Annotated in this window: 24 protein-coding genes; 12 read left to right on the top strand and 12 right to left on the bottom strand. The window is 58.7% G+C overall.

Annotation, left to right across the window (positions count from 1 at the left end):
- Positions 1 to 4: 4 nt before the first annotated feature.
- From ACGHUK_RS02100 to rsmD, 7 genes are all read right to left on the bottom strand, one after another.
- Positions 5 to 1,015: a glycosyl transferase family 4 gene (locus tag ACGHUK_RS02100; protein WP_390574778.1), complete on the bottom strand. Its 1,011-nt coding sequence runs from the start codon at positions 1,013 to 1,015 to the stop codon at positions 5 to 7.
- A gap of 29 nt (positions 1,016 to 1,044) precedes the next feature.
- Entirely contained in the window at positions 1,045 to 2,427 is a 1,383-nt protein-coding gene (gene murF / locus ACGHUK_RS02095) for a UDP-N-acetylmuramoyl-tripeptide--D-alanyl-D-alanine ligase (protein WP_390574776.1), read from the bottom strand.
- Between the two features lie 194 nt (positions 2,428 to 2,621).
- Entirely contained in the window at positions 2,622 to 5,105 is a 2,484-nt protein-coding gene (locus ACGHUK_RS02090; protein ID WP_390574774.1) for a penicillin-binding transpeptidase domain-containing protein, read from the bottom strand.
- Between the two features lie 127 nt (positions 5,106 to 5,232).
- A complete protein-coding gene (locus ACGHUK_RS02085; protein WP_005944079.1) occupies positions 5,233 to 5,712 on the bottom strand; it encodes a hypothetical protein in 480 nt (159 codons plus the stop codon).
- A gap of 36 nt (positions 5,713 to 5,748) precedes the next feature.
- Positions 5,749 to 6,714 carry a 16S rRNA (cytosine(1402)-N(4))-methyltransferase RsmH gene (gene rsmH, locus ACGHUK_RS02080; protein WP_390574771.1) on the bottom strand — a complete coding sequence of 322 codons (966 nt, stop codon included), beginning with the start codon at positions 6,712 to 6,714 and terminating at the stop codon, positions 5,749 to 5,751.
- A 298-nt stretch (positions 6,715 to 7,012) separates the two neighbouring features.
- On the bottom strand, positions 7,013 to 7,474 hold the full coding sequence (locus ACGHUK_RS02075; RefSeq protein ID WP_249237383.1) for an ATPase: 462 nt from the start codon (positions 7,472 to 7,474) through the stop codon (positions 7,013 to 7,015).
- The gene (gene rsmD / locus ACGHUK_RS02070; RefSeq protein ID WP_249237384.1) at positions 7,471 to 8,049 is read right to left on the bottom strand and encodes a 16S rRNA (guanine(966)-N(2))-methyltransferase RsmD; all 579 of its coding nucleotides are present in this window, start codon (positions 8,047 to 8,049) and stop codon (positions 7,471 to 7,473) included. The genes ACGHUK_RS02075 and rsmD overlap by 4 nt, the downstream gene beginning before the upstream one ends.
- A gap of 190 nt (positions 8,050 to 8,239) precedes the next feature.
- Between rsmD and ACGHUK_RS02065 the strand changes: the two genes are divergently transcribed.
- The 5 genes from ACGHUK_RS02065 (at position 8,240) to ACGHUK_RS02045 (ending at position 13,658) form a co-directional block, all read left to right on the top strand.
- Positions 8,240 to 8,860 (top strand): flavodoxin family protein, encoded by a 621-nt coding sequence (locus ACGHUK_RS02065; RefSeq protein ID WP_390574768.1) that lies wholly within the window; start codon positions 8,240 to 8,242, stop codon positions 8,858 to 8,860.
- A gap of 197 nt (positions 8,861 to 9,057) precedes the next feature.
- A complete protein-coding gene (locus ACGHUK_RS02060; RefSeq protein ID WP_390574766.1) occupies positions 9,058 to 11,445 on the top strand; it encodes a glycoside hydrolase family 2 TIM barrel-domain containing protein in 2,388 nt (795 codons plus the stop codon).
- 126 nt (positions 11,446 to 11,571) lie between these two features.
- Positions 11,572 to 11,967 (top strand): hypothetical protein, encoded by a 396-nt coding sequence (locus ACGHUK_RS02055; RefSeq protein ID WP_005944061.1) that lies wholly within the window; start codon positions 11,572 to 11,574, stop codon positions 11,965 to 11,967.
- Between the two features lie 6 nt (positions 11,968 to 11,973).
- A complete protein-coding gene (locus ACGHUK_RS02050; protein ID WP_097774335.1) occupies positions 11,974 to 12,813 on the top strand; it encodes a DUF5685 family protein in 840 nt (279 codons plus the stop codon).
- Positions 12,814 to 12,911: 98 nt separating this feature from the next.
- Positions 12,912 to 13,658, top strand: a complete 747-nt coding sequence (locus tag ACGHUK_RS02045; protein WP_154255515.1) for a J domain-containing protein — start codon at positions 12,912 to 12,914, stop codon at positions 13,656 to 13,658.
- A 72-nt stretch (positions 13,659 to 13,730) separates the two neighbouring features.
- On the opposite strand, the gene ACGHUK_RS02040 is transcribed toward ACGHUK_RS02045, so the two are convergent.
- The 3 genes from ACGHUK_RS02040 to ACGHUK_RS02030 form a co-directional block, all read right to left on the bottom strand.
- Positions 13,731 to 14,660 carry a hypothetical protein gene (locus ACGHUK_RS02040; RefSeq protein ID WP_120120856.1) on the bottom strand — a complete coding sequence of 310 codons (930 nt, stop codon included), beginning with the start codon at positions 14,658 to 14,660 and terminating at the stop codon, positions 13,731 to 13,733.
- Between the two features lie 210 nt (positions 14,661 to 14,870).
- Complete coding sequence (locus ACGHUK_RS02035) at positions 14,871 to 15,545, bottom strand: GntR family transcriptional regulator (RefSeq protein ID WP_337679883.1); 675 nt, start codon at positions 15,543 to 15,545, stop codon at positions 14,871 to 14,873.
- A 199-nt stretch (positions 15,546 to 15,744) separates the two neighbouring features.
- Complete coding sequence (locus tag ACGHUK_RS02030) at positions 15,745 to 16,380, bottom strand: phosphatase PAP2 family protein (RefSeq protein ID WP_005944050.1); 636 nt, start codon at positions 16,378 to 16,380, stop codon at positions 15,745 to 15,747.
- A gap of 147 nt (positions 16,381 to 16,527) precedes the next feature.
- On the opposite strand from ACGHUK_RS02030, the gene ACGHUK_RS02025 reads away from it, so the two are divergent.
- The 7 genes from ACGHUK_RS02025 to mscL all read left to right on the top strand — a co-directional run bounded on the left by ACGHUK_RS02025 (position 16,528) and on the right by mscL (position 22,888).
- On the top strand, positions 16,528 to 17,439 hold the full coding sequence (locus ACGHUK_RS02025) for an HAD-IIB family hydrolase (RefSeq protein ID WP_223388218.1): 912 nt from the start codon (positions 16,528 to 16,530) through the stop codon (positions 17,437 to 17,439).
- A 212-nt stretch (positions 17,440 to 17,651) separates the two neighbouring features.
- Positions 17,652 to 18,614, top strand: coding sequence for a bifunctional 4-hydroxy-2-oxoglutarate aldolase/2-dehydro-3-deoxy-phosphogluconate aldolase (gene eda / locus ACGHUK_RS02020; RefSeq protein ID WP_154260708.1), 963 nt, complete (start codon positions 17,652 to 17,654; stop codon positions 18,612 to 18,614).
- Between the two features lie 93 nt (positions 18,615 to 18,707).
- Positions 18,708 to 19,733: a sugar kinase gene (locus tag ACGHUK_RS02015; RefSeq protein ID WP_154260710.1), complete on the top strand. Its 1,026-nt coding sequence runs from the start codon at positions 18,708 to 18,710 to the stop codon at positions 19,731 to 19,733.
- Between the two features lie 19 nt (positions 19,734 to 19,752).
- On the top strand, positions 19,753 to 20,601 hold the full coding sequence (gene kduI, locus ACGHUK_RS02010; protein WP_005944042.1) for a 5-dehydro-4-deoxy-D-glucuronate isomerase: 849 nt from the start codon (positions 19,753 to 19,755) through the stop codon (positions 20,599 to 20,601).
- Between the two features lie 81 nt (positions 20,602 to 20,682).
- Entirely contained in the window at positions 20,683 to 21,483 is an 801-nt protein-coding gene (locus ACGHUK_RS02005) for a gluconate 5-dehydrogenase (RefSeq protein WP_097774328.1), read from the top strand.
- A 303-nt stretch (positions 21,484 to 21,786) separates the two neighbouring features.
- Positions 21,787 to 22,263: a cytochrome C gene (locus ACGHUK_RS02000; RefSeq protein WP_291017241.1), complete on the top strand. Its 477-nt coding sequence runs from the start codon at positions 21,787 to 21,789 to the stop codon at positions 22,261 to 22,263.
- Between the two features lie 172 nt (positions 22,264 to 22,435).
- Positions 22,436 to 22,888 (top strand): large conductance mechanosensitive channel protein MscL, encoded by a 453-nt coding sequence (gene mscL, locus ACGHUK_RS01995; protein ID WP_207698935.1) that lies wholly within the window; start codon positions 22,436 to 22,438, stop codon positions 22,886 to 22,888.
- Positions 22,889 to 23,118: 230 nt separating this feature from the next.
- Here the strand turns inward: mscL and ACGHUK_RS01990 are convergent, their stop codons facing one another.
- Both ACGHUK_RS01990 and ACGHUK_RS01985 read right to left on the bottom strand, forming a co-directional pair.
- Entirely contained in the window at positions 23,119 to 24,666 is a 1,548-nt protein-coding gene (locus ACGHUK_RS01990) for an alkaline phosphatase (RefSeq protein ID WP_390574761.1), read from the bottom strand.
- Between the two features lie 78 nt (positions 24,667 to 24,744).
- The gene (locus ACGHUK_RS01985; RefSeq protein ID WP_154255525.1) at positions 24,745 to 24,882 is read right to left on the bottom strand and encodes a hypothetical protein; all 138 of its coding nucleotides are present in this window, start codon (positions 24,880 to 24,882) and stop codon (positions 24,745 to 24,747) included.
- Positions 24,883 to 24,940: the final 58 nt, after the last annotated feature.

Below are 24,940 nucleotides of genomic sequence, written 5' to 3'. Positions count from 1 at the left end.
GCGCTCAGACCCAGCGTGCCAGACGCACGGCCAGCGCCAGCCCGCACACGCTCAGTGCGCACAGGCTGTAAAAAATATTCACTGCACTCATGCCGCGCTTTTCCAGCCAGCGGTGCAGCGGTGCCGCCGCAAACAGCGGCCTGCCCTTCCAGCGGCAGAACAGGACCTGCAGCACCACCATGCCGCCCTCCACCCAGAAGGGCAGTGCCAGCGGGATGCTCAGCTCTGCGTAGCCAATGCACAGCGGAATGCAGCCAATGGCTCCCGCTGCATACAAGCAGCCGCACCGGCCGGGGTGCAGCTTTGCCGGTGGAAAATCCCACAGCAGAAAGGCCATCAGTGCACCGGCCAGTGCCGCCGGGAATACTGCCAGCGGAAACCAGCCCAGCTGTGTTTCCAGCATCATCAGGCCCAGCATGGCCGCAAAGGCCGCGCCGCACACCGTGCCGTCGGCACCGTCGGCCACGCGGGCCGCCTCGGCCATCGCCACCAGCAGCACAGCCCACAGCAGCGGTGCCAGCGCACATTCCACATAGCCTGCTCCCGGCAGGATCAGCCCTGTGGGCAGGCACCCGTTCAGTGCCAGCAGGCCCAGCACCAGCGCTGCAGCGATGCATTCCAGTGCAAGGCGCTGTGTGCGGCGCAGGCCAAGGCCCAAACCGTTCGGGTAGCGGCCGCGGATGCGGGCCAGATCATCGGCCAGCCCCACTGCGCCAAAGGCCAGCGACCCCAGCAGTGCAATGAGCAGGCGGGAGGTCATCTGCCGGTCGCTGCCAAGCAGGGAAGGCTGTGCAGCACATGCGGCCAGCCAGCCCACGCCCACAGCGGCAAGGGTGCCCACCATCAGGCACAGCCCGCCCATGGTAGGCACCGGGCTGTCCGGGTCATCGCTGTCCGGCTGTGTACCGCGTGCCGCACGCTGCAGCTCCCGCAGCAGCGGCACCATCATATTGCCGAGCGCCGCAGTCAGCACAAAACCCAGCACCGACGCGACGACCAAGGCGAAACGAATCATTTTTCAATCTCCAAATTCATGCCAAAGGGTTATTCTTCGGCATCTTTCTGCTCTGCGTAGAAAATTTCCAGCACTTTTTCCAGCGCCATGCCGCGGCTTGCCTTCACCAGCAGGGCATCGCCCGGCTCTATCCGGTTCAGCAGAGCATCCGCTGCCTCGCGGTAGTTGTTGGCATGGAGGGTCTTGACCCCCTTGGCCGCAGCCACCACAGCCGTGCGCTTTGCGTTTTCGCCGTAGGTCACAAGGCAGTACAGATTACTCTCCGCAGCCAGACGGCCCAGCTCCTCGTGGGCTTCGCGGGACAGCTCGCCCAGCTCCAGCATATCGCCCAGCAGGGCAAAGCGGCGCTTGCAGGGGAATTCCTTAAACATGGCAAGCGCGGCCTTCATGCTGTCGGGGTTTGCATTGTAGCAATCCTCAATGACGGTAACACCCTTGCTGTGCACCACCTTCTGGCGGCGGCCGGTCTGCTCAAAATTGGAAAGCCCCTTGATGACACCGCGCGGGTCGCAGCCCAAGCGGGTGGCGGCGCAGTAGGCAGCCAGAGCGTTTGCCACATTGTGCTTGCCCATGGCCGGGATCTTGACCACAAAGGTGCCCTCTTCCTGATCTTCCAGCACAAAGCTCATGCCGTCCTCTTCCTGCCGGATGGACAGTGCACACACATCAGCGTTCTCATCTGCCAGACTGAACCATACCGGCTTCACGTGGGCGGGCAGCTTTGCGGCGCGCAGGAACTTATCATCATAGTTCAGCACCAGCGGTGCACCCTCCGGCAGACCGTTGCAGATCTCCAGCTTTGCCTTGCAGATGTTCTCCTGACTACCCAGATTGCCGATGTGGGACACACCGATGCAGGTAATGATGCCCACATCCGGGCGTGCGGCCCGGGCCAGACGGTCGATCTCGCCCGCATGGCTCATGCCCATCTCGATCACGGCATACTCAGTGCTGCTTTCCAGCCGCATCAGGGTGCGGGGCATGCCCAGTTCATTGTTCTGGTTGCCCTCAGTCTTGATGGTCTCGCCAAAGCCTGCAAGGGCGGCGTAGGTCATCTGCTTGGTGGTGGTCTTGCCCACGCTGCCGGTCACACCCACCATCTTGGGGTGATACTGGCTGCGGTAGTTCGCGCCCATCACCATCATGGCATGGTAGCTGTCCGGGCAGAGGATGGCCTTTTCCGCAGGCACGCCCTCCACCGGGTGGTTCACCACCACATAAACAGCACCGTTCTCCAGTGCTTTGGCCGCAAAATCGTGGCCGTCAAATTTTTCACCCGGGAACGCTACAAAAATGCAGCCGGGCCGCACCTCGCGGCTGTCGGTGGTCACCAGTTCCACCTGCACCTCTTCCCGGATGAAGTCTGCGGGCACCAGCCCTGCCAGAAGCTTGCTTGCAGAAATTTTTTCCATTGTTCATGTCCCCTCTCTTTTATCTTGTAAAACCCTCTCAGTCAATGCCTGCGGCATTGCCAGCTCCCCCGAAAGGGGAGCTCTTTTGCATCTTACGATAAAGTGCAGTTCTTCAGAAGATTCACTTTACCGTGCCCACTCATAAAGCTCGCCCTTCGGGAGAGCTGGCGCGCAAGCGCCTGAGAGGGTTCTTGTTACCCACAGGTAATGATCACGATGGTGCCGCGCTGCACACTGGAACCAGGGTCTGCACTCTGGGCCTGCACAGTGCCGTTCGCATTGCCCTCCACCACACAGTTCAATCCGGCGGCAGACAGCATCTGGCGGGCAAAGTCCGCGCTCTTGCCGGTCACATCCGGCACATCGGTATGGCTGCCCTCATAGGTATCGGTATACAGGTACACGGTGGTGCCGTAGGCCACCTTTGCACCCGCGTGCGGATACTGGTAGGTGACAGCTGCTGCCGCCTGACTGGTGGTGCTTTCGGCCAGCTGATGCCTGAGGCCCTTGATGTTCAGCTGCACCTGCGCACTGCTCCACTCGGTGCCCACCAGATTCGGCACAGTGACCACAGTCTGGCTGCGATCCTCGCCGTCGGCGGCAATGCCAAGGTAGGGTGCGATCTCGCTGATGATGTTGCCCACAACGGGCGCTGCCAGCAGGGACGAGTAGTCCGTTCTGGCGTTGTTGGGGTCATCCAGCATCACATAGACGATGATCTCCGGGTCGTCGGCGGGCAGGACAGCGGCAAAGGATGCCACCTTCTTGTAGTCGCCGTCGGCACGGCGGTCCATGTTCAACTGTTCGGAAGTGCCGGACTTGCCGCCGATACGGTAGCCGGACACATAGGCATACTTGCCGCCGCCGGTGCCGTTGCCCACCTCATATTCCATGATCTGGCGGATCACATTGCTGGTACTCTCGCTGATGACCTGACGGCGCACATTGGCACCGATCTCCTCGATCACGTTGCCATTTGCATCGGTGATCTTATCCACCACATGGGGCGTGACCAGATAGCCGCCGTTGACGGCTGCGGCCACAGCGGTGCACATCTGCAGCGGGGTGATGGCCATTGCCTGACCAAAGGCCGAGGAAGCCAGCTGCACTTCGCCCAGCTGGTTGGCCTTATAATACTGCATGAAGCCCGTCTCACTGGGCAGGTCCACGCCGGTGCGGCTGGTAAAGCCAAAGGCATCGAAGTAGTTATAGAAGGTCTGGGAGCCAACGCGCTGACCCAGCTGGATATAGTAGATATTGCAGCTCTGGCGCAGAGCTTCGGCCAGTGTGATGGTGCCGTGGGCTTTGTGGCCTGCGCAGTGGTAGGTCTCCTTTGCCACGCCGTAAGCACCGGCGCAGGTAAAGGTGGTGTTGATGTTTGCAAGGCCGGAGTCCACGCCCATGGCCGAGGTGATCACCTTGAACACACTGCCGGGGTAGTACAACTCGGTGATGGCCTTGTTTTTCCACTGGATATCGCGGAAGTAGCCGGAGTAATCGCCCTCCTCGTCCAGAATGCGGTTGCCGTTTGCATCCTTCAGCTCGTTGCCGTTCTCATCCTTTTTGTAGATGCCGTACAGCTCCGGCTCAGCGCGCACCAGCTCGTTGAGGTAATCCAGATTTGCGCTGTAGTCCAGCGGGTCGTTGGGGTCAAAATCCGGCTTGGAAGCCATGGCAAGGATGGCACCGGTCTTGACGTTCATCACGATGGCGCAGCCGCGGTTTTCCACCGTGTTGGCTGCAATGGCTTCGTTCAGATACCGTTCCACGATCTCCTGCACATTCACATCCAGCGAAAGCACCAGATTGGAGCCATCCTTGGCTGCAAAGGTGGTGGCATTCTCGTCCGCAATGGCGTTGCCGTAGGCATTGCGCTGGGTAATGGTGCGGCCATCCACACCGGCCAGCGTGGACTGATAGGATTTTTCCAGACCGTAAGTACCAATGCCGTCCGCATCGGTAAAGCCCAGCACTGCCGCTGCAAACGCTCCGTAGGGGTAATTGCGCTGGAAGCTCTTCTCGCTGCCGACCGAGATGTTGCCCTTGCGGGAGGTCTCAGTGGCACGCTTGTGTGCCTTGTTGAACTGGGAAACGTAGGATTCGATGGACAGCTTGACAGCGTTGTTCACCTTGGTGGCCAGCACCTGATACTTGGTGTCCATCTTGGAAAGTGCATCGTAAACCTTCTGGTACTGGGTCTGGTACGCTTCCGAGGAAGTGTCCACCGCGTCCAGACTTTCGCCGTCGCCGGAAAGCAGGCGCAGGGTCAGTTCCCGGCTGACCTCGGCGCACATGGCCGTGTCCAGCGTGCGCGCCGCCTCCCCATCCTTGCCGGTGGTGGTATATAAGATTTTGCTGTTGTCCGGGTCGGCCCAGATGGTCCACACCACGCTGGTGGAGGCCAGCGTGATGCCGGAGGTATCGTAGATCTCACCGCGGGTGGCCTTGATGGTGGTATCCAGCAGCTGCTGCTTTGCGGCCAGTTGGCGGTAGGTGTCGCCGTTTTTGATCTGGATATCATACAGGCTGTAGGTCACACGGGCCGCAGCAAGGCCCATGACCACAAGGGCCAGACCGCCGCAGATCAGACTGGTTCTGGGGTTCATGCGGGCACCGGTGCTGGTTTCCGGCCAGGGGCCTTTTATTTTTTTGATGAATTTTCGGAAGAATTTCCACATGGTATGCTCCTGCGGCAGCGGGCATTTGCTGCCTTCTGCCGCGCTTTTGTCAAATTTGGAACTGCCCTGCAAACAGGGTGTATAAACCGAAAAAGCGTGCGCTGCCGCACGCTTTCCCGTATTTGGTTCACTTTACAGTGCCAAGAATGTTCACGGCACCGTTGTAGATAAAGTCGGTCCACTGCCGCACAGCGGACTGGGTGCGCTCCAGCGTGTCGCTCTCGCCCAAACGGATGTAGGTGATCTGGCTCTGATCAATTTTCATCAGGCCCAGCCTGCCGGCCGTCTCTTCCACGCTGGTGATGTTGGTCTTGCTGTTCAGGGTGCTGTTATAGTAAGTATACTGGCTCTGCTCACTGACCAGCTGAGCCTTTGCGTCCTGAATCTGGTCGTTCAGCTCCACCAGCTTGGACTCGCTCCACAGCAGGCTGATGGCAAACCCCACCAGCAGTGCTGCTGCTACCAGATGCATGGCGTTGTGCACCGCTGCCTGCAGCGGCGAAAGCCGACGCTTGCCGCCCTTTGCTACCCGCAGATCTGCCTTGCGCTGTGTCTGCGGGGCTTTTCTGCGGCGTACCGCGTTATAATCATATGCTGCCTGACCCATGGTTTGCTCTCCTCCTCACACAACGGCTTCTGCCGTTCAGCATTTTTCCAAAACTCTCAGGTGGGCGGACCGGCTGCGCCGGTTCTCTTCCAATTCCTGACTGTTTGCTTCAATGGGTTTGCGGGTGATCAGCTTCGCTTTGGCTTTGCCGCCGCATACGCACACCGGAAACTCCGGCGGGCAGGTGCACGCGGTGGACCAGCGGCGAAATTTGTTCTTCACCAGCCGGTCCTCCAGCGAGTGGAAGGTGATCACGCACAGCCGGCCGCCCGGCGCAAGATGATCGAAAATGGTATCCAAGCCTTCTTCCAGCGCATCCAGTTCATGGTTCACTGCAATGCGCAGCGCCTGAAAGGTGCGGCGGGAAGGGTTCTTGTTTTTGCGGCGTTCCGCCGGGGGCATGGCGCTGGCCACGATGTCTGCCAGCTGCAGGGTCGTTTCGATGGGAGAATTCTCCCTTGCCTCCACGATCCTGCCCGCGATCTGCCATGCGAAAGGTTCTTCGCCGTAATCCCGCAGAATGCGTGCAAGCTCTTCGCGGCTCTCGGTGTTCACAAGGTCCGCTGCCGTTTCGCCCTGCTGGCTCATCCGCATGTCCAGCGGTGCATCCGCACGGTAGGAAAAGCCGCGGGCCGCATCGTCCAGCTGATGGCTGGAAACGCCCAGATCCAGCAGCGCGCCGTTGACCTTGTCGATGCCAAGGCTTTCCAGAGCTTGTCCCGCATAGCGGAAGTTGATCTGCACCACCGTAGCGGGCAGGCCCGCCAGACGGGAACGCGCGGTCTGCACAGCATCCGGGTCCTGATCCAGCGAGATCAGGCGTCCGCCCTTTGCCGCATCCAATCGCAGGGCGATCTGGCGGGAATGTCCCGCGCCGCCCGCCGTTCCGTCAAGGTAAGTGCCAGCCGGGTCAATGGCAAGACCCTCCAGACACTCGTTCAGCAGGACCGGGATATGCTCAAACGAGGCCGGGTCAAAGGCTGCTTGTGTTTCAAGTTCCATCGGTACGGCCTCCTTTCTTCGTTCATGGCTTTGTACATCAAAGGGCTGTGCGCGCAGTGCACGCTTTCACCCGATGACACAATTTTATTGTAGCAAATCAAGCCCTTGAATGCAAGGGTTTCCGTTTCCGTTTTTCCCGCAAAATGTAACAAAAAAAGCCCCTGTCAGCCGTCATTTTTGCCTGCAGGGACTTTGTTATTCCGGGGATGTGTAATTTGTGTGTGAGCTTGTGGGTGCAGAGCCTCTCTGCCCGACTGTCTGGCGCTTTTGCTGCGGTGTCACATCATGCAGCCGCAGTTTATCCGTTTTTCTTGGCATTCTGGCGCAGATTTGCCCGCACATTTTTCACCTGTGCCGCATTTTCCACCATGGTCTCCTCGGTGTTGCGGAGCATATTGTCGCAGTAGTCCGTCACGGTCTGGCGCAGGGTGCGCACCTCATTCTGGGCTGCGGTGGTGATCTCCGCGGCACGCTGCTGCGCCGCCTTCACGATCTCCGCCTCGCTGGTCAGGATGCGGGCTCTTTCCTCCGCCTTTTTCACGATGACCTGTGCCTGCGCGTTGGCCGTTTCCACGATCTGGGCGCGGTCGTTCACGATCTGCTGGGCCTGCCGCAGCTCACCGGGCAGGTTTGCGCGGATCTCGTCCAGCAGATCACGGATCTGCTCCACGTCCACGATCTTCTTGCCGCCGGACAGAGGGACATTTGCGCCTTCCTCCAGTGCATCCTCAATGGTATCCAAAAGTTCGTTCACGTTCATAGTGCTTCTCCCTTCTGCTCATCACCGGCCGGCTGCATGGGCTTTGTGTACTTCCACAGCAGCACTCTGCCGTACTTGTACTGCTTGCGCAGGGTCAGGCCGCCTGCCTCGGCCGGCAGCACGATGCCCGTCTCGCTCTCGCACAGCACGATGCCGCCGGGTGCGGTGCACTTGTCCACCGCCGGCAGGATCTTTTCCAGCGTACCATTGCGGAAGGGCGGGTCCAGCAGTACGATGTCGAACTGCTCCCGGCAGGCGGAAAGATACCGCGCAGCCTCGCCGATATTGACGCGGCTGCGGTCGAACACGCCGCAGGCCTTGCAGTTGCGCATGATGATATTCACTGCCTCGCGGTTCTCGTCCAGAAACACGCAGCGCGCCGCGCCGCGGCTCAGTGCTTCAATGCCAAGCTGGCCGCTGCCCGCATACAGGTCCAGCACCCGTGCGCCGGGCAGGTCGAACTGGACGATGCTGAACATCGCCTCTTTTACCTGCGAAAGGGTGGGCCGGGTCACATCTGTTCCCGGCAGGGCCTCCAGACTGCGGCCCCGGGCTTCTCCTGCGATCACGCGCATGTTCTCTCTCCTCCTCCTTGCAGCCGGAAGATGCGGCTGCAAACACGTTTTTGTATCACTTTATTATCACCCAACTGCATATTCTTGTCAAGGGCCGCGCGTTGCGCCGTCTGTCGGTTTGTGCTACAATAAAACCGGCAGCGCCGGGCTTTTGCGGCGCATTCTGGACACCAAAAAGGAGAGTATCTGCATGAAAGTTCTGCTCATCAACGGCAGCCCCCACGAAAAGGGCTGCACCTATACCGCCCTTTCCCTCATCGCAAAGGAACTGAACGACGCCGGTGTGGACACCGAGATCCTGCATGTCGGCGGCAAACCCGTGGGCGGCTGCATCGGCTGCGGCGGCTGTGCCGCAGGCAACGGCTGCGTGTTTGGCGGCGTGGTCAACGAGGCCATCGAGAAGGCCAAAACTGCCGATGGCTTCGTGTTCGGCAGCCCGGTGCACTATGCATCCGCATCCGGCAACATGACCAGCTTCATGGACCGCCTGTCCTACGCGGGCGGCAGATATCTGGCCTACAAGCCCGCCGCCATCTGCTGCTCGGCCCGCCGTGCAGGCACCACCACCACGCTGGACCAGCTGGTAAAGTACCCGCAGTTCTTCCACATGCCGCTGGTGAACGGCTCCTACTGGGCCATGGTGCACGGCTCCAATGCCGAGCAGGTGCTGCAGGATGCCGAGGGCTGCGCCGTAATGCAGGAGCTGGGCCGCAACATGGCATGGCTGCTGCACTGCATCGAAGCAGGCAGGGCCGCAGGCTTTGAACACCCGCAGAACCCCAAGCGCCCCATGACCAATTTTATCCGCTGATCGGAAAATCAATTTCTGATCCAAAGGCTCAGAACAGTCCGTAAGCTGCTCTGAGCCTCTTTTTCTTTGCAGTCCACGCCATTTCGTGCCAAAAACAGCAAAAAACCTTTTTCAAAGCGCCTTCCGCTTCTTTTTTCGTTCATAAGTTTGTGTTACTATAAGATGTAAAGTGATTTTAGCAGGATGGAGACCCTTGTATGGAACACTACGATTGGAACGAAGGCTGGCTGTTCACGCCCCGGTTCGACCCGGCACTGGTGCGGCCGGAGTGCGGACTGGAACTGGAACCGGTGCGCATCCCCCACACTGTGCGGGTGCTGCCCTACAATTACTGCAACGAAAATGAATACCAGTGCCTGTGCGGCTACCGGCGGGAGTTTTTTGCACCCAGAGAGTGGGCAGGCCGCACTGTTCTGCTCACCTTTGGTGCTGTTGCCCATGACGCGACCGTGTTCTGCAACGGGCGGCGGCTGTTCCACCACGCCTGCGGCTACACCGCCTTCACGGTAGATCTGACCAGCGCTTTGCATCTGGGTCAGAAAAACGTGGTGGCTGTGCGCTGCGACAGCCGTGAGGATCTGAACATTCCGCCCTTTGGTGGGCAAATCGATCACCTGACCTACGGCGGCATCTACCGTGCCGTCAGTCTGGACATCAAGGAGCCTGCTTACCTGCGGGATGTGTTCATCGAGGCAAAGGCCGAGGGCGATTTCCGCATCTATACCTCCACCGTGGGTGAGACGGTGGGCTGCACACTGCAGGCCGAGATCCGCAGTCCTTCCGGCAGCCGCGCCGCCTACAGTGGCGAGCTTTCCCTGCCCATCACCGGCGTGCTGAACGGTGTGCACCCGTGGAGCATCGAGCATCCCACCCTGTACACCCTCACCGTACAGCTGATCCGCCCCGGCTCTGCCGGTCTGCCGGACCGTGTGCTGGACGAAAAGACCATCCGCTTCGGCTTCCGCACCGTGCAGTTCGTGGCAGGCGGGCTGTACCTGAACGGTCAACGCGTGGAGCTGCGGGGCCTGAACCGCCACCAGAGCTACGCCTATCAGGGCTATGCCATGCCGGACAGCATCCAGCGGCTGGATGCTCAGATCCTGAAAAAAGACCTTGGCTGCAACGCGGTGCGCACCAGCCATTCCCCCCAGAGCCCTGCGTTTCTGGATGCCTGCGATGAGCTGGGCCTGCTGGTGTTCACCGAGATGCCCGGCTGGCGGTACATTGGCGACGAGAGCTGGAAGGCGCAGGCCTTGCAGAACTGCCGCGAGATGGTATGCCAGTGCCGCAACCACCCCAGCATCTTTTTGTGGGGTGCCCGTGTGAACGGCAGCGCCGACGACGAAACATTTTATAAGCGCACCAACGAGGCCATCCACCGGCTGGACCCCACCCGCCCCACGGCAGGCGCGCGGAACCACCGCAAGAGCCAGCTGTTGGAGGATGTTTACGCCTACAACGATTACTCTTACCGTGGGCGCGGTGCCGCCTGCGAAGCCCGCGCCGCGGTGACTTCCGATCCCCGCAAGGGCTACCTCATCAGCGAGTTCGGCGGGCAGCAGCTGCCCACCAAGCCCTTTGACGACGAGACCCACCGGCTGGTGCAGGCTCTGCGCTATGCCGCCGGGATCAACGATTCCATTGCGCAGCAGGGCGTGGCCGGCAGCTTTGGCTGGTGCATGGCCGATTACAACACCCACCGGGAATTTGGCAGCGGCGACCGCATCTGCTACCACGGTGTGATGGATATGTTCCGCAACCCGAAGCTTTCGGCGGCGGTATATGCAAGCCAGAAAACGCCGCGTTCCCCCTCGGACATCGTGCTGGAAGTCTCTTCCGGCATGGCACTGGGCGACCTGCCCGGCGGCGTTCCCACGGCCTGCTGGGTGTTCACCAACGCCGAAAGCGTACGGCTGTACCGCGGCAACGACTACATTGCCGAGTTCACGCCTGACCGGCACGGCCGTTTTGCCGCCATGACGCATCCGCCCATTGAGATCAACGATTTTGTAGGTTCTCTGTTGGAAAAGTACGAGGGCATGGACCCGGCCTCCGCCCAGATGACAGCCGCTATCCTGAACGAGATGCGCCGGGATGCCATGGAGCTTTCGCCGCTTTCCAAGGCGCGGATGCTTTCGCTGCGGCTGAGCTGGAACGAGGTAGCCCGCATGTATTACAAATACATCGGCGTGCTGGGCACACCGTGCGCAGCCTACCGTTTTGAAGCCGTGTGGCATGGCCGCACCGTGCGCACCGTGGTGCGGGAACCGGTGCAGAGCGTCCGGCTGGAATGCACCGTGCACAACCCCATCCTCACCGACGGCCCCACCTGGGACTGCGCCGCTGTCAGCCTGCGCGCCATCGACCAGAACGGCAGCCTGCTGCCCTACTGCGGCGAAGCCGTTCAGCTGAGCGTGGACGGCCCGCTGAAGATCATTGGTCCCAGCGTGGTGCCGCTGCGCGGCGGCATGGCGGGCACCTACCTTGCCACCACCGGCGAAGCGGGCCGCGCCGTGCTGCACTGCCGCATGGAAGGTGCGCTGGATACCGATGCCGTGGTGACCATCCGTTGCCGGGAAGCTTAATTTCCGTCCCTTCATGATAGATTTGCACTCTGTTCAAAATTTCATCATGGTTGACTGGTATCCTAAGAACTGTAAAATAACGGCGGGCGCGCCCGCTTTGATTCCAAAACAAAGGATGCAGGAGTTATGAGAGAAAAATTCCGTCAGTTTATGATCGGCCGCTACGGTACCGATGGCCTGAACCAGTTTTTGAGCATCGCGTCCATCGTGCTGCTGCTGATCTCGCTGCTCACCCGCTTCAGCCTGTTCACATGGCTGGGTCTGGTGCTGCTGGTGCTGTGCTACTACCGCTCGCTCAGCCGCAACATTTCCAAGCGCACGGAGGAGAACTACCAGTACTATGCTCTGAAGGACCGCGTAGACCGTAAGTTCCGCGGTCTGAAGGATCAGTGGGCCAACCGCAAGCTCTACCACTACTACCGCTGCCCCAAGTGCCGTCAGAAGCTGCGTGTGCCCCGTGGCCGCGGCCGCATCCAGATCTCCTGCCCGCGCTGCGGCACCCAGTTCATCAAAAAGAGCTGAGCGGCCATGTTTGGTTATGTTGTGCCCAATCAGGCTGCGCTTTCGGACGAAGCACAAAAGCGATACCGCACCGCCTACTGCGGGCTGTGCCGCCGCATCGACGCACTGCACGGCCTGCGGGGCCGCTTTACGCTGAGCTATGACCTCACCTTCCTGAACCTGCTGCTGTGCAGCCTGTACGAGGGCGAGACCGAAGCTTCTTCCGGCCACGACCGGTGCCCCATCCACCCCTTGGGCGGTGTGGAATGGCGGGCAGCCTCCCCCACCGATTACTGTGCAGATCTGAGCGTAGCCTTGCACTACTACAACGCCGAGGATAAGTGGAAGGACGACCGCAGCCTGCTGGGCCTTGGATATGAAAAGCTGCTTACCGGCTGTAAGCAGGCTGCCGAGAGCCGCTGGCCCCGTCAGTGCAGCGCCATCCGCACCTGTCTGGACAGGCTGGCAGAATATGAAGCTGCCGGGAGCGAAGATCTGGATGCCGTGTCCGGCTGCTTTGGCGAGCTGATGGCAGAGCTGTTCGACTACCGGCAGGATCACTGGTCGCCGGAGCTGCGCAGCATCGGCTTCCATCTGGGCAAGTTCATCTACCTGCTGGATGCCTATGACGATCTGGAGCATGACCAGCGCAAGGGGGCCTACAATCCGCTGAAAGTACTCAGTCAGCAGCCCGGCTATGAGGAAGAGATGAAAGAGATCTTTGAGCTGCTGCTGGCGCAGTGTGCCCAGAGCTTTGAACGCCTGCCCTGCGTGGAGGACGCAGACCTGCTGCGCAACATCCTTTACTCCGGCGTATGGCTCAAATACAACTGCAAAACAGCCAAGCAGGCCCGCAGCCGTGGCTGAATGGCGGCTTTGTCTTGATTTTTCCACGGCAATACGGTAGACTATAAACATTGCGCGGCACTGTGGCTGCGCGAAATGAGACGTGAGGAAGTATATCCATGAGAGACCCCTATGAGGTGCTGGGCGTTTCGCGCGGCGCAAGCGATGACGAGATCAAAAAAGCATACCGCGCCAAGTGCAAGCGCTGGCACCCGGACCTGAACCCCAACGATCCTACCGCCGAGGAGCACTTCAAGGAAGTGCAGGCGGCTTACGATGCCATTACCAAGGGCGAGACCGGCCCCCAGATGGGCGGAAATCCCTACGGCAGCTACCAACAACAGGGTTACGGCCAGCAGAACTACCAGCAGCAGGGTTATCAGAACGGTTACGGCGGTTTTGACGGATTCGATGGCTTTGACCCGTTCGGTTTCGGGTTTGGCTTTGGCGGCTACCAGCAGGGTTACGGCCAGCAGGGCGCAAGCTATTCCGGCTCCGACAGCCCGGAGATGCAGGCCGCCCGCAACTTTGTGGCCAATGGCCGCTATGCGGAGGCCCGCCGCGTGCTGGACGGCATGACCGGCCGCAATGCCCGGTGGTATTATCTGTCCTCCCTCGCAAATCAGGGCTTGGGCAACCGCATCGATGCGCTGCAGGATGCCCGCCGTGCCGTGCAGCTGGACCCGGGCAACACCGAGTACCAGATGCACCTGCGCCGGATGCAGAACCCCGGCCAGACCTACCGCACCACACAGGCCACCTACACCAGCCCCGGCGGCCTGATGCAGTGGTGCTGGAGCATGATCCTGCTGAACCTGCTTTGCAACTGCTGCTGCGGCGGCTGGGGCTTCCATTTCCGCATGTGATCCCGTTTTTCTCATAAGATACAGCAAGACCCCGCACCTTCTGGTGCGGGGTCTTGTTTTTGCTTTACGACATCACTTTACGGTGATGTTGCGGCTGATCTTGCTGCAGGAGTAATTGCCGCCGATCTCTGCCGTCTGCACATAGGTGCCCGGCTCTGTGGGCAGCTCGCTGGTGGCATCACAGCCCCAGCCGGACTTCTTGTAGCTGTAGCGGATCTTATCGGTGGGCACCACCTGACCATCCACTTCCAGCACAGCCGCTTCATTGAAGCTCTGCAGCTCTTCGGCGGTCATGGGCTTTTCGGCCTGCTGTGCCCAGTACATGCGCACGCCGTTTGTCTTGGGCTTGATCTTGAACATGGCAAAGCCTGCGGTGTTCATATCGCTGCTTTCCAGCGCCAGTGCACCGGCCACATAGTTGCCGGCATCCACCGGCTGCTCGTCCAGATAAATGCGGCTGAACGCGCCCTCCGGCAGATACTTGCGGATCAGGTTCAGCGCAAGGCGCAGGCCGTTGGACACCTGATCGATGGTAGGCACATAGAAGTGCAGTACATCCATCACCGAGACGGCCTCATCGGCCACCCGCAGCAGCACGCTGACATCGTTGCCGTCGATCAGCTGCTTGAGGTAGCTGTACACATTGAACTCCTCTGCCTGATCCGGTGTCTTGGACATCTTCTTGGGCAGCGGGATCATCTTGAGCAGCGTGCGGATCTTATCCGACAGCACCAGCGTCACATAGCCATTCGCTTCGCCGCCAACGCCCACCACAACACCGATATACTGGGTATCGGCAGGGTTGGTCTGCACCTCCAGCTTGTAGTTGGAGCCATAAACAAGGTCGCCCGTGGCTTTGAGCCGGATGGAAACCATATCATTCTGCTGCTCCAGCGCTGCATTTTCCTGCGGCAGAGCTGCTGCGGCAAACACCGGCGTTGCTGCCGCGCTGAGCATGAACACTGCTGCCAGTGCAAGAGCTATCAATCGTTTGGCCTTCATTGCTTAAGACCTCCTTATTCTGTAAAGGGATCGCACAGCCGCGCCCCACGGCACACTGCGTCGGGAACCGGCATGATACCATGCCTGTTGCACCTCGATTTTACCGCAAAACGCTGTTTTGGTCAATAACGTGATTCAAGTAATTCAATTTTTTTATATTTTATGCAAAAAAGAGGAACCTGCCCTCTTCCAGCGGTTTCTCCCTCAAGTTCATTCATCAATAAAATATTCCGGGTGGACGCTGCGGGCCTGCGCCACCGACTGCTTATACCGGCTCAGGTGGCTTTCCAGCGCTTCGCTCACGTCGTCCGCGCTGCCGTGCAGCAGTGCTTCCAGAATTGCCGTGTGCGAGGAGCAGACCGACTTGTTTTCCTCGGTCAGCAGGCTGAACTTGCGGATGCGCTCCACATGCTGCAGGCTGGCCAGCATGTGGTCGTAGTGAGCTTCCATGCCGCACAACTCAAAGGATTTGCGGTGGAATGCATTATCCAGCTCCAGCATACGGGCAGTGCGGTCCGGCTGGCTCATATCCGCTTCCAGCACACGGTATGTCTCAATGTTGCTGCGGTATTCTTCCTCCTGCCGGGGTGTCACACGGCCGCGCAGCCGGTTCAGGATCTCTTTTTCCAGTGTATAGCGGGCAAACTGCTCCATCTCCATCAACTTTAGGTTGATGGGTGCCACATGGGTGCCGCTCTGCGGTTTGATGTCCACCATGCGGGCCAGATTGAGCATCAGCAAAGCCTCCCGCATGGGCGTGCGGCTGATGCCCAGCTCTTCGGCCAGCTCCCGGTCATTCAGCGGATCACCGGGCTTCAGCTCCATCGTGATGATCCGGCTGCGGATCGTCTGGTATGCCGTTTCGCGCGCACTCAGTAATGGCATGTGGTCTCTCTCCCTTCAACCTCCGGTGTAAAGCAAAAATTGATATACTAGTATTGAAGTTATCAAGACCATATTACCCAACCACAGGGCGGCTGTCAAGTGTGGCTGCAACTAAAAATCGCCAACATTTTTCTCTGTTTTGTCAAGACAGGCCCCATGGCAGCACAAAAGCCCTCCGGGTGAAGGGCTTTTGCTGCGTTTACTTTTTAGCGGAACGGTACACCACCGGCACCCACACAAAGGCTACGGCCAGACCGCACACCACATCAATAATGGAGTGCTGCTTGGTGAACACGGTGGACGCACAGATCAGTGCAGCCCACACCCAGGCCAGAATTTTCAGGGCCGGGCGCTCCTTTGCCAGCTTGCTGTGGCTGAACGCCAGTGCCATGCAGGCCGAGCTTTGGCAATGGATGGACGGGCACACATTGACCGAGGCGTCCGCCCTCCAGATCAGCTGCATGATGCTCATTGCAATGTTGCTGCGGCCCACCGCATCCACTGTGGGGCGGATATCCAGACCGTTGGGCAGCAGCATGTACAGGATCAGGCAGAAGGTCATGCCGGAAAACATGGTCAGGCAGAGCTTATCGTAGCTTTGGGTGTCGCACCACCACAGCAGGGCCGTCACACCAGCCAGCAGCACAAACCAGCTGCAATACGGAAAGATGAACCACTCATTGAAGGGGATCCGGTCATCAAGCGGGGCGTGGATGATATATTTGGGATCTTTGATGGTCAGATCCAGCCAGAAGAACCAGATCAGATACACCACCCAGTACAGCTGGAACCACAGGTGCGGGCGGCGCCGGCTCCACAATTGTTTGGGATTCATGGTATTTCTCCTATATTTTCAATGTGATAAGATATGATTATACCACATCACGCCATCTTGCGCAAATCTTTCCGGTGCGATAAAATAAAAAGAGTGTTGTAAACTTGCGCTCTGTTTTTGAGCGTACCTATTATAAAAGGAGCCATTATGTTGCAAAGCTTTCCCCTTGTCCGCCTTGCCGCGCTGGATCTGGACGGCACCCTGCTGAACCGGAACAACGAGGTCACCCTTGCCACCCGTCAAGCCATTGCCCGCGCTGTAGAGCATGGCGTGGTGGTGGTGCCCGCCACAGGCCGCCCGCTGGCCAGCCTGCCGCCTGTTGTGGCAAAGCTGCCCGGCATCCGGTATGCCATCACCTCCAACGGTGCCGCCGTGTGGGACCTTGGCGATGACCCCATGGGTGCTGTGCACAGCCGCTATGCCAACGCTGCCCAGCGCCACACCAGCGAACCCGCCTGCCTGCTGCACCGCCTGATGCCGACAGAAGTGGCACGGGAAGCTTTTGACCTGTTCCAGCAGTACGATGGCGAGCTGAGCGTATTCAGCGACGGCCTTGCCATCAAGACTCCGGAGGGCATTGCAAAGCTCACCTCCCGCACCGCCCGCTTTCTCTCCTCCGAGGCGCGGCAGAACCTGACCGACGGCCGCTTTACCGTCATTCCCGGCATCGAGAGCTGGATGTCCCGCCATGCGCACGAGATCGAAAAACTGTGCATGTTCTTCGACAGCACCGAAAAGACCGCCGCTGCCCTGCCAAAGTTTCAGGCTATCCCGGGCGTGGCCGTGGTGCAGGGTTCGCCGGATAACATTGAAGTGACCGCTGCCGGTGTGGATAAGGGCAGTGCCCTGCTGGCTCTGGCCGACCTGCTGGGCATCCCCCACGAGAACACCCTTGCCGTGGGCGACAGCGAGAACGACCGCGCCATGCTGGAAAAGGCAGGGATCGCCGCTGTTATGGCCAACGGAATGCCCCAGATCAAGGCCATTGGCAGCATTGTGAGCGAAGCCGACTGCGATCACGACGGCGTTGCAGAGCTGTTCGGCAGGCTCGGCATCTGAGCAAACCGGGGCAAAACGGCCCTGCTTTTCAGGTCATTCGTCATTTTTGTGCAATGTATACAAGCTCTTATGCAAAACATTGTGCTTGTTGAGCATTACCAAACTTGTTTCCGTCGTTTATACTAATATTACAAGCGCACGATGGGTGTACCATGCCCAAACGGCAGCCCACGCGCACCAAGAGAGTTCAAACTAAAAGGAGAAATGCATTTATGAATCCCATCGTAGAAAAGGTCTATCAGATCGGCATTATCCCTGTTATCGCTTTTAACAGCGTTGATGAAGCCCTGCCCCTGTGCAAGGCTCTGGCTGACGGCGGTCTGCCCGCAGCTGAGGTCACCTTCCGTACCGCATGCGCTGAGGAGTGCATCCGCAAGATCCACGAGGAGATGCCCGAGATGCTGCTGGGCGCAGGCACTGTCCTGACCACCGAGCAGGCTGACCGTGCAATGGCAGCAGGCGCATCCTTCATCGTTGCTCCCGGCTTCGACCCCGAAGTCTGCAAGCACGTCATCGACAAGGGCGGCATCATGATGCCCGGCACCTGCTCTGCAGGCGAGATGCAGCAGGCTATGAACATGGGCTGCGAGGCCCTGAAGTTCTTCCCCGCTGAGGCAAACGGCGGTGTCGGCATGCTGAAGAACATCGGCGCTGCCCTGAAGAGCGCACGCTGGATGTGCACCGGCGGTGTCAACGCAAAGAACGTCAACGATTATCTGGGCTATGACCAGATCTTCGCTGTGGGCGGCACCTGGATGTGCAAGAGCGACGTGATCAAAGCCGGCGACTGGGCAAAGATCACTGCTCAGAGCAAGGAAGCTGTTGACACCATGCTGGGTCTGAAGCTGATGCACATTGGCATCAACACCGAGAACGAGGAAGAGGCCATGAAGTTGGCAAACCTCATCGGCAGCCTGCTGAACATGAAGGTCGCTCCCGGCAACTCCAGCATCTTCGTCGGCAACAAGGAGTTCGAGATCATGAAGAAGGTCGGCCGCGGCACCAATGGCCACATCGCCATCGGCTGCAACAACGTGGATCGTGCCATCTATCACCTGTCTCAGCGCGGTGCCAAGTTCGATCTGGACAGCAAGGTCGTGAAGAACGGCAAGACCATCGCCTGCTACTTTGCAGACGAGATCGGCGGCTTCGCATTCCACCTGGTTCAGGCCTGAGCTCCGGCTCCCCTATCCGTGAAAGCCCTGCTGCGCCGGGGATGCCCCGCAGCAGAAGGTCATAAACACCTGTAAATAAAAGGAGAATAACCAATGAAAGTCGTTACTTTTGGCGAACTGATGGTTCGTCTGCAGCCGTTCAACTACGAGCGTTTCGTTCAGGCTAACAGCCTGGAGTTCAGCTTCGGCGGCGGCGAGGCAAACGTTGCTGTTTCTCTGGCCAACTACGGTCTGGACGCAGCTTTCGTCACTAAGCTCCCCGCACACGCAATCGGTCAGGCCGCTGTCAACAGCCTGCGCCGTTACGGCGTTGACACCAGCATGATCACCCGCGGCGGCGATCGCGTTGGCATCTACTACAACGAGAAGGGTGCTTCTCAGCGTGGTTCCGTCTGCATCTACGACCGTGCCAACAGCGCCATCCAGCTGGCTCAGCCCTCCGACTTTGATTGGGATAAGATCTTCGAGGGCGTGGACTGGTTCCACTTCACCGGCATCACCCCGGCTCTGGGCGAGAATGTCGTCGAGATCTGCCGCGAGGCCTGCAAGGCTGCTAAGGCTCACGGCGTGAAGATCAGCTGCGACCTGAACTACCGCGGCAAGCTGTGGACCCGTGAGCAGGCCCGCGCTGCCATGACCGATCTGTGCCAGTATGTTGACGTGTGCATCTCCAACGAGGAGGACGCAAAGGACGTGTTCGGCATCGAGGCCGAGGCTACCGATATCTACGGCGGCAAGCTGAATGCCGAGGGCTACAAGAGCGTGGCAAAGCAGCTGGCTGACAAGTTCCACTTCGAGAAGGTCGCTATCACCCTGCGTGAGAGCCACAACGCTTCCGAGAACGGCTGGAGCGCAATGCTGTACGATGTTGCTTCCAATGAGTACTGCTTCTCCAAGAAGTACGAGCTGAAGATCATCGACCGCGTTGGCGGCGGTGACTCCTTCGGCGGCGGCCTGATCTACGCTCTGCTGAACGGCAAGAGCACTCAGGATGCTGTTGAGTTCGCTGTTGCTGCTTCTGCTCTGAAGCACACCATCGAGGGCGACTACAACATGATGACCGTGTCCGAGGTCGAGAAGCTGGCTGGCGGCGACGGTTCCGGCCGTATCCAGCGCTAATTGCAGGAAGGAGTCCAGAATGGATATCCGCTACTCCTGCAACCAGAAGGATTTCAAGCGCTATACCACTGAGGAAATGCGGGACGAAATGCTCATCACCGGCCTGTACAAGGCCGATGAGGTCGTTGCTGTGTACAGCCATGTGGACCGAATGGTCACGCTGGGCTGCATGCCGGTGCACGAGACCGTGTCCATCGACAAGGGCATCGATGTGTGGGCAAACTTCGGCACCCACTACTTTCTGGAGCGCCGCGAGATCGGCATGTTCAACATCGGCAAGGATTCCACCGGTATCGTGGTGGCCGACGGCGTGAAGTACGAGCTGGGCTACAAGGACTGCCTGTACATCACCAAGGGCACCAAGGAAGTCACCTTTGCTTCCGCCGACCCGGAGCATCCCGCCAAGTTCTACATGGTATCCGCTCCCGCACATTGCTCTTACGAGACCCGCTTGATCAAGATGGCCGATGCAAACCATCGTCCTCTGGGCAGCGTCGAGACCTGCAATAAGCGCACCATCAATCAGTTCATCCACCCGGATGTGCTGAAGACCTGCCAGCTGAGCATGGGTATGACCGAACTGGAATCCGGTTCCAACTGGAACACGATGCCCAGCCACACCCACGAGCGGCGCATGGAAATTTATACCTACTTTGAACTGCCCGAGGGGCAGGTGGTGTTCCACATGTGCGGCGAGCCTACCCAGACCCGCCACATCGTGATGCACAACGAGGATGCTGTCATCAGCCCTTCTTGGAGCATTCACAGCGGCGTAGGCACCTCGAACTATACGTTTATCTGGGCAATGGGCGGCGAGAACATGGAGTTTGACGACATGGACAACATCGCTACCACTGACCTGCGCTAAAAAGCACCATACACAAGCCCCGTACCGGGTCCACCGGTACGGGGCTTTTTGCTAAAAATTTAACTTGAGAAGGAGAAAATCATGGATCTTTCCGCTTTCAACCTGCAGGGCAAGGTGGCTCTGATCACCGGCGGTGCCCACGGCATCGGTTTTTCCATCGCCGAAGGCATGGCCAAGTGCGGTGCCGCCATCTGCTTCAACTGCTCTTCCGAAGCAAGCCTTGAAAAGGGCCTTGCAGCATACAAGGCAGCCGGCATCGACGCACACGGCTATGTGGCCGACGTGTCCGATGAGGATGCTGTGAACGCCATGGTTGCAAAGATCAAGGCCGAGGTCGGCCCTGTGGACATTCTGGTAAACAACGCCGGTCTGATGAAGCGGGTGCCCATGATCGAGATGAGCCACGCCGACTTTATGCGGGTCATCGATGTGCATGTAGGCGGTGCCTTCAACTGCTCCAAGGCCGTTCTGCCGGACATGATGGAAAAGCGCGAGGGCAAGATCATCAACATCTGCTCCATGATGAGCGAGCTGGGCCGCGAGACCGTCTCCGCCTACGCTGCCGCCAAGGGTGCACTGAAGATGCTCACCAAGAACATCGCTTCCGAGTACGGCGAGTACAACATCCAGTGCAACGGCATGGGCCCCGGCTACATTGCCACCGCCCAGACCGCACCTCTGCGGGAGGTGCAGCCGGACGGCAGCCGCCACCCCTTCGACCAGTTCATCACCGCCAAGACCCCCGCAGGCCGCTGGGGTGAGCCGGACGACATGGTTGGCCCCTGCGTGTTTCTTGCAAGCCACGCTTCCGACTTTGTGAACGGTCAGATCCTGTACGCCGACGGCGGCATTCTGGCTTACATCGGCCGCCAGCCCAAGTAAAGCCATTTGGGTGCTGCGCCTTCCTTAATCTTCCGACCAGACAGCTCTGTGCAGGCCAAAGTCTGCATGGAGCTGTTTTTTACGAAGCGGCAAGCAGCCTTTCCTACAAAACTTTGCTTCATGTGAACTCATGTTAAAATGTTCCAATTTCATGTCAAATTGGTAACAGTTCCTGTTTCATCGTTCAAACTGCACATAGACGTCTTGATTTTTTGTCGAAATTCCCGTATAATCGTCCTCATCATCCATCACACCCTGTTGGTTGATCTGAATACGAAGAAATTTCAAAGGAGTATATTTCACATGAAACTCAAGAACATTGCGATCGTTGCTGCCGCTGCAGCACTGGCTGTTGGCATGACCGCCTGCGGTTCTTCTGCATCCTCCACCGCCGCTTCCTCTTCTGTGGCTTCTTCTGCTGCCGCTTCTTCCGAGGCTGCTTCCAGCGAAGCAGCTGAGTCCACCACCGCTGAGTACACTGTGTACAACACCACCGGTTCTACCGTCACCGAGCTGTATCTGTACGATGCAGGCAGCGACGAGAAGGGCGACAATCGGGCCGGCGAGAACGGTCTGGCTGACGGTGAGAACATCGTCATCACCCGCGATGTGGAGGCCGACAAGCAGTCCAACGTGACCTACATTCTGGAGTTCACCACCGAGGACGGCCAGACCCAGAGCTTTGAGACCCTGCACTACGAGGTCGCTCCCATCTCCCTGCTGAGTGTGGATGCCGCTGCAGGTGCTACCCCCATCGCTTTTACTGCACCGGAAAAGTAAGAACTGTTTCATCCTTGCAAAATGGGAAAGTCTGCGGGCTTTCCCGTTTTATTTTTTTGCCAAAAGAGGGCTGAGGCTGTCATTTTCCCTTGCAATCACGCCAAAAATCCGCTATCATAGACGCAAATACGTTCCCTTGCGGCATAAAGGGAGTAAAGGAGTGGATTTTCTTATGGCAGAAAAAGAAGTGAAAGGCATCAAAAAGTTTTTTGAAGAGTTCAAGGCCTTTGCCATGCGCGGCAATGTGCTGGATATGGCAGTCGGCGTTGTCATCGGCGGTGCCTTTACCGCCATCGTCAACTCACTGGTGAACGACATCATCAACCCCTCCATCGGCCTGTTTTTCAACGCCGATTTCTCGGACGTCGGCATCCATGTGGGTGACGTGATGATCGGCATTGGTTCCTTTATCAATGCCATCATCAACTTCCTGATCGTGGCCTTTGTGCTGTTTGTGGTCATCAAGACCATCAATGCCCTGCACAAGAAGCCTGCTGAGCCGGAAGCTCCCGCAGAGCCCACCACCAAGGTGTGCCCCTACTGCCAGAGCGAGATCTCTATCAAGGCAGTGCGCTGCCCCCACTGCACCAGTAAGCTGGAGGGCTTCCCGGAGATCAACAATTAAATTTTGAATGGCCTCCGCTTTGCTCTGGCCATATTCAGCGGAATCATTTTCTAAATTACAAATCGGGAAAGTCTGCGGACTTTCCCGATTTGTTTTTTCACCCGCGGAGCCGCAAAGGCAAACAGCATAATCAACGCAAAACCTCCCTGCCCGGCCGCAGTCGCTGCGGTTCCAGAGCGGGGAGGTTTTACTTTATCCGGGAAAATGTGAAAAATCAGTCCGGTGAAGCTTTACTTGACCTTGGTCAGGTCGGCCAGCTTGTGGAAGATCTCGGTGTTGTCGAACACGCCGCCGAACTTCTCCGCACCCACGCCGTTGGCGTAGACGTTCACCATGGCACCGGTGTGGGCGTAGGTGGTATGATCCATGCCGGACTTGTGGTTGATGGTGTGGCAGATTGCCATGCTGAACGGGATATAGGTACCGTACAGCTCATAGTCCTGCTGAGACATGTCCTTCTGGCTGGCAGAGCCAACCTTCAGGGTGCGCTCGTAGGCGGTGCGCAGGTTCTGCACCTCGTAGTCGGTCAGCAGCAGCTTGCCGGCGTTGGCGGCATCCGGGTCGGTGGGCAGGGTCAGGCCGAAGTTTGCCTTCACATCCTGCATGGCAGCTTCAAAGGGGGTCTTGTTGGCGATGTAGTTCTGCACATAGGTGGAATCAAACTTTGCGTAGGACATCTTCTGGTGGGTCAGGTTCGTCAGGAAGGTGTCGTAGTTGGTGGTCTTGTAGCCGATGGCCATGCCGCCGGTCTCGTGGTCGGCGGTGACGAGGATCAGGGTATCATTGGGGTGCTTCTGCTGGAACTCCACGGCAGCCTGCACGGCGTTGCTCATCTCCAGCACATCGTGGATGGAAGCAGCGGCATCGTTTGCATGGCAGGCCCAGTCGATCTTTCCGGACTCGGTCATCAGGAAGAAACCCTTGGGGTTATCCAGCAGCTCGATGCCCTTTTTCACGTAGTCGGTCAGCTGCCACTCGCCTGCGGCGGCATCCATGGCGTAGTTCATGGCCTTGCCGTCGGCCAGATTTTCGGCAATGATCAGGGTCTTGCCTGCGCCTGCGGTCAGTGCAGCAGCACCCGCCTGCGTGGTGACGACATTGTAGCCTGCCTGAGCCGCTACTTCGTGGTTGTTGGGGCCGGCACCGTCGCCGTTCACCTTCTGGAACTCGCCGCCGGCAAAGTATTCAAAGCCGGAGTTTGCCAGCTCTACGCCGATCTGGTAGTAGTTCTTGCGGGTCTTCTGATGAGCGTAGAAGGCGGCGGGAGTGGCGTGGTCGATATTGACCGAGGAGATGATGCCCACCTTGTAGCCCTTCTGGGCGTGCAGCTTTTCGGCAATGGTCTCATAGGGCACATCGCGGGTCCACGGGCACATATTGATGACACCGCTCTCGGTCTTGTGGCCAGTGGCGATGGAGGTTGCGGTGGAAGCGGAGTCCGGGCAGAAAGAAGTGCTGTCGTAGGTGGTCACGCTGCCCACGGTGGGGAAGCTGGTGAAGCTCAGGTCGGCCTCGGTCACAGCGCCGTTGTTGTCCACGGTGCCCTTGTAGAAGCGGGCAGACTGGATCTGGGCAGTGCCCATGCCGTCACCGATGAACAGGAAGATGTACTTGGGTTTCTGGAACAGGCCCAGCAGGCAGTTCTCCTCGTCGGCTGCGGCATCCGCATCCGGCTGTGCTGCGTTTGCGGCAACGGGTGCAGCAGCCATCATGCCGGCGGCAGAAGCAGCTGCGCCAAACTTGAGAAAGCTGCGGCGGGAGATCTTATTTTCTTTCATGACGTGATCCTCTCTTTTCATTCAATCAAACATTGCGGGCCTGCCTCAGGCCCCGTTTTTCTTCTTGTGGGAACGCTTTTATTGTAGCGCACCGCCTTGCGGGGAAAAACCATGCCGCCGCAAAGCTTTGGTAAAACCGGTGCGGCTGCATCCGCGCCAACGTAAAAAGCCGGAAAGGGATGTAAAATCCTGCTCAAGTGCCACCACTTTTTCCACAAACGTCTCTGCAAGGGTTGAAAGATGATGGCATTTCATTGTACAATAAGAGAGTAAG

The organism is Faecalibacterium sp. i25-0019-C1, assembly GCF_042854225.1.
Taxonomy (GTDB): domain Bacteria; phylum Bacillota; class Clostridia; order Oscillospirales; family Ruminococcaceae; genus Faecalibacterium; species Faecalibacterium taiwanense.
The sequence above is the reverse complement of the archived record's forward strand: the minus strand, read 5'-3'. Positions and strand labels throughout refer to the sequence as shown.

Coding starts and splice junctions, on each gene's coding strand:
- eda (WP_154260708.1), top strand. CDS start 17,652: ATGAATCCCATCGTAGAAAAGGTCTATCAGATCGGCATTATCCCTGTT.
- ACGHUK_RS02085 (WP_005944079.1), bottom strand. CDS start 5,712: ATGGGTCAGGCAGCATATGATTATAACGCGGTACGCCGCAGAAAAGCC.
- ACGHUK_RS02090 (WP_390574774.1), bottom strand. CDS start 5,105: ATGTGGAAATTCTTCCGAAAATTCATCAAAAAAATAAAAGGCCCCTGG.
- ACGHUK_RS02035 (WP_337679883.1), bottom strand. CDS start 15,545: ATGCCATTACTGAGTGCGCGCGAAACGGCATACCAGACGATCCGCAGC.
- ACGHUK_RS02015 (WP_154260710.1), top strand. CDS start 18,708: ATGAAAGTCGTTACTTTTGGCGAACTGATGGTTCGTCTGCAGCCGTTC.
- ACGHUK_RS02055 (WP_005944061.1), top strand. CDS start 11,572: ATGAGAGAAAAATTCCGTCAGTTTATGATCGGCCGCTACGGTACCGAT.
- ACGHUK_RS02005 (WP_097774328.1), top strand. CDS start 20,683: ATGGATCTTTCCGCTTTCAACCTGCAGGGCAAGGTGGCTCTGATCACC.
- ACGHUK_RS02060 (WP_390574766.1), top strand. CDS start 9,058: ATGGAACACTACGATTGGAACGAAGGCTGGCTGTTCACGCCCCGGTTC.
- ACGHUK_RS02000 (WP_291017241.1), top strand. CDS start 21,787: ATGAAACTCAAGAACATTGCGATCGTTGCTGCCGCTGCAGCACTGGCT.
- ACGHUK_RS02065 (WP_390574768.1), top strand. CDS start 8,240: ATGAAAGTTCTGCTCATCAACGGCAGCCCCCACGAAAAGGGCTGCACC.
- murF (WP_390574776.1), bottom strand. CDS start 2,427: ATGGAAAAAATTTCTGCAAGCAAGCTTCTGGCAGGGCTGGTGCCCGCA.
- ACGHUK_RS02050 (WP_097774335.1), top strand. CDS start 11,974: ATGTTTGGTTATGTTGTGCCCAATCAGGCTGCGCTTTCGGACGAAGCA.
- rsmH (WP_390574771.1), bottom strand. CDS start 6,714: ATGGAACTTGAAACACAAGCAGCCTTTGACCCGGCCTCGTTTGAGCAT.
- ACGHUK_RS01990 (WP_390574761.1), bottom strand. CDS start 24,666: ATGAAAGAAAATAAGATCTCCCGCCGCAGCTTTCTCAAGTTTGGCGCA.
- ACGHUK_RS02045 (WP_154255515.1), top strand. CDS start 12,912: ATGAGAGACCCCTATGAGGTGCTGGGCGTTTCGCGCGGCGCAAGCGAT.
- mscL (WP_207698935.1), top strand. CDS start 22,436: ATGGCAGAAAAAGAAGTGAAAGGCATCAAAAAGTTTTTTGAAGAGTTC.
- kduI (WP_005944042.1), top strand. CDS start 19,753: ATGGATATCCGCTACTCCTGCAACCAGAAGGATTTCAAGCGCTATACC.
- rsmD (WP_249237384.1), bottom strand. CDS start 8,049: ATGCGCGTGATCGCAGGAGAAGCCCGGGGCCGCAGTCTGGAGGCCCTG.
- ACGHUK_RS02040 (WP_120120856.1), bottom strand. CDS start 14,660: ATGAAGGCCAAACGATTGATAGCTCTTGCACTGGCAGCAGTGTTCATG.
- ACGHUK_RS02100 (WP_390574778.1), bottom strand. CDS start 1,015: ATGATTCGTTTCGCCTTGGTCGTCGCGTCGGTGCTGGGTTTTGTGCTG.
- ACGHUK_RS02030 (WP_005944050.1), bottom strand. CDS start 16,380: ATGAATCCCAAACAATTGTGGAGCCGGCGCCGCCCGCACCTGTGGTTC.
- ACGHUK_RS02075 (WP_249237383.1), bottom strand. CDS start 7,474: ATGAACGTGAACGAACTTTTGGATACCATTGAGGATGCACTGGAGGAA.
- ACGHUK_RS02025 (WP_223388218.1), top strand. CDS start 16,528: ATGTTGCAAAGCTTTCCCCTTGTCCGCCTTGCCGCGCTGGATCTGGAC.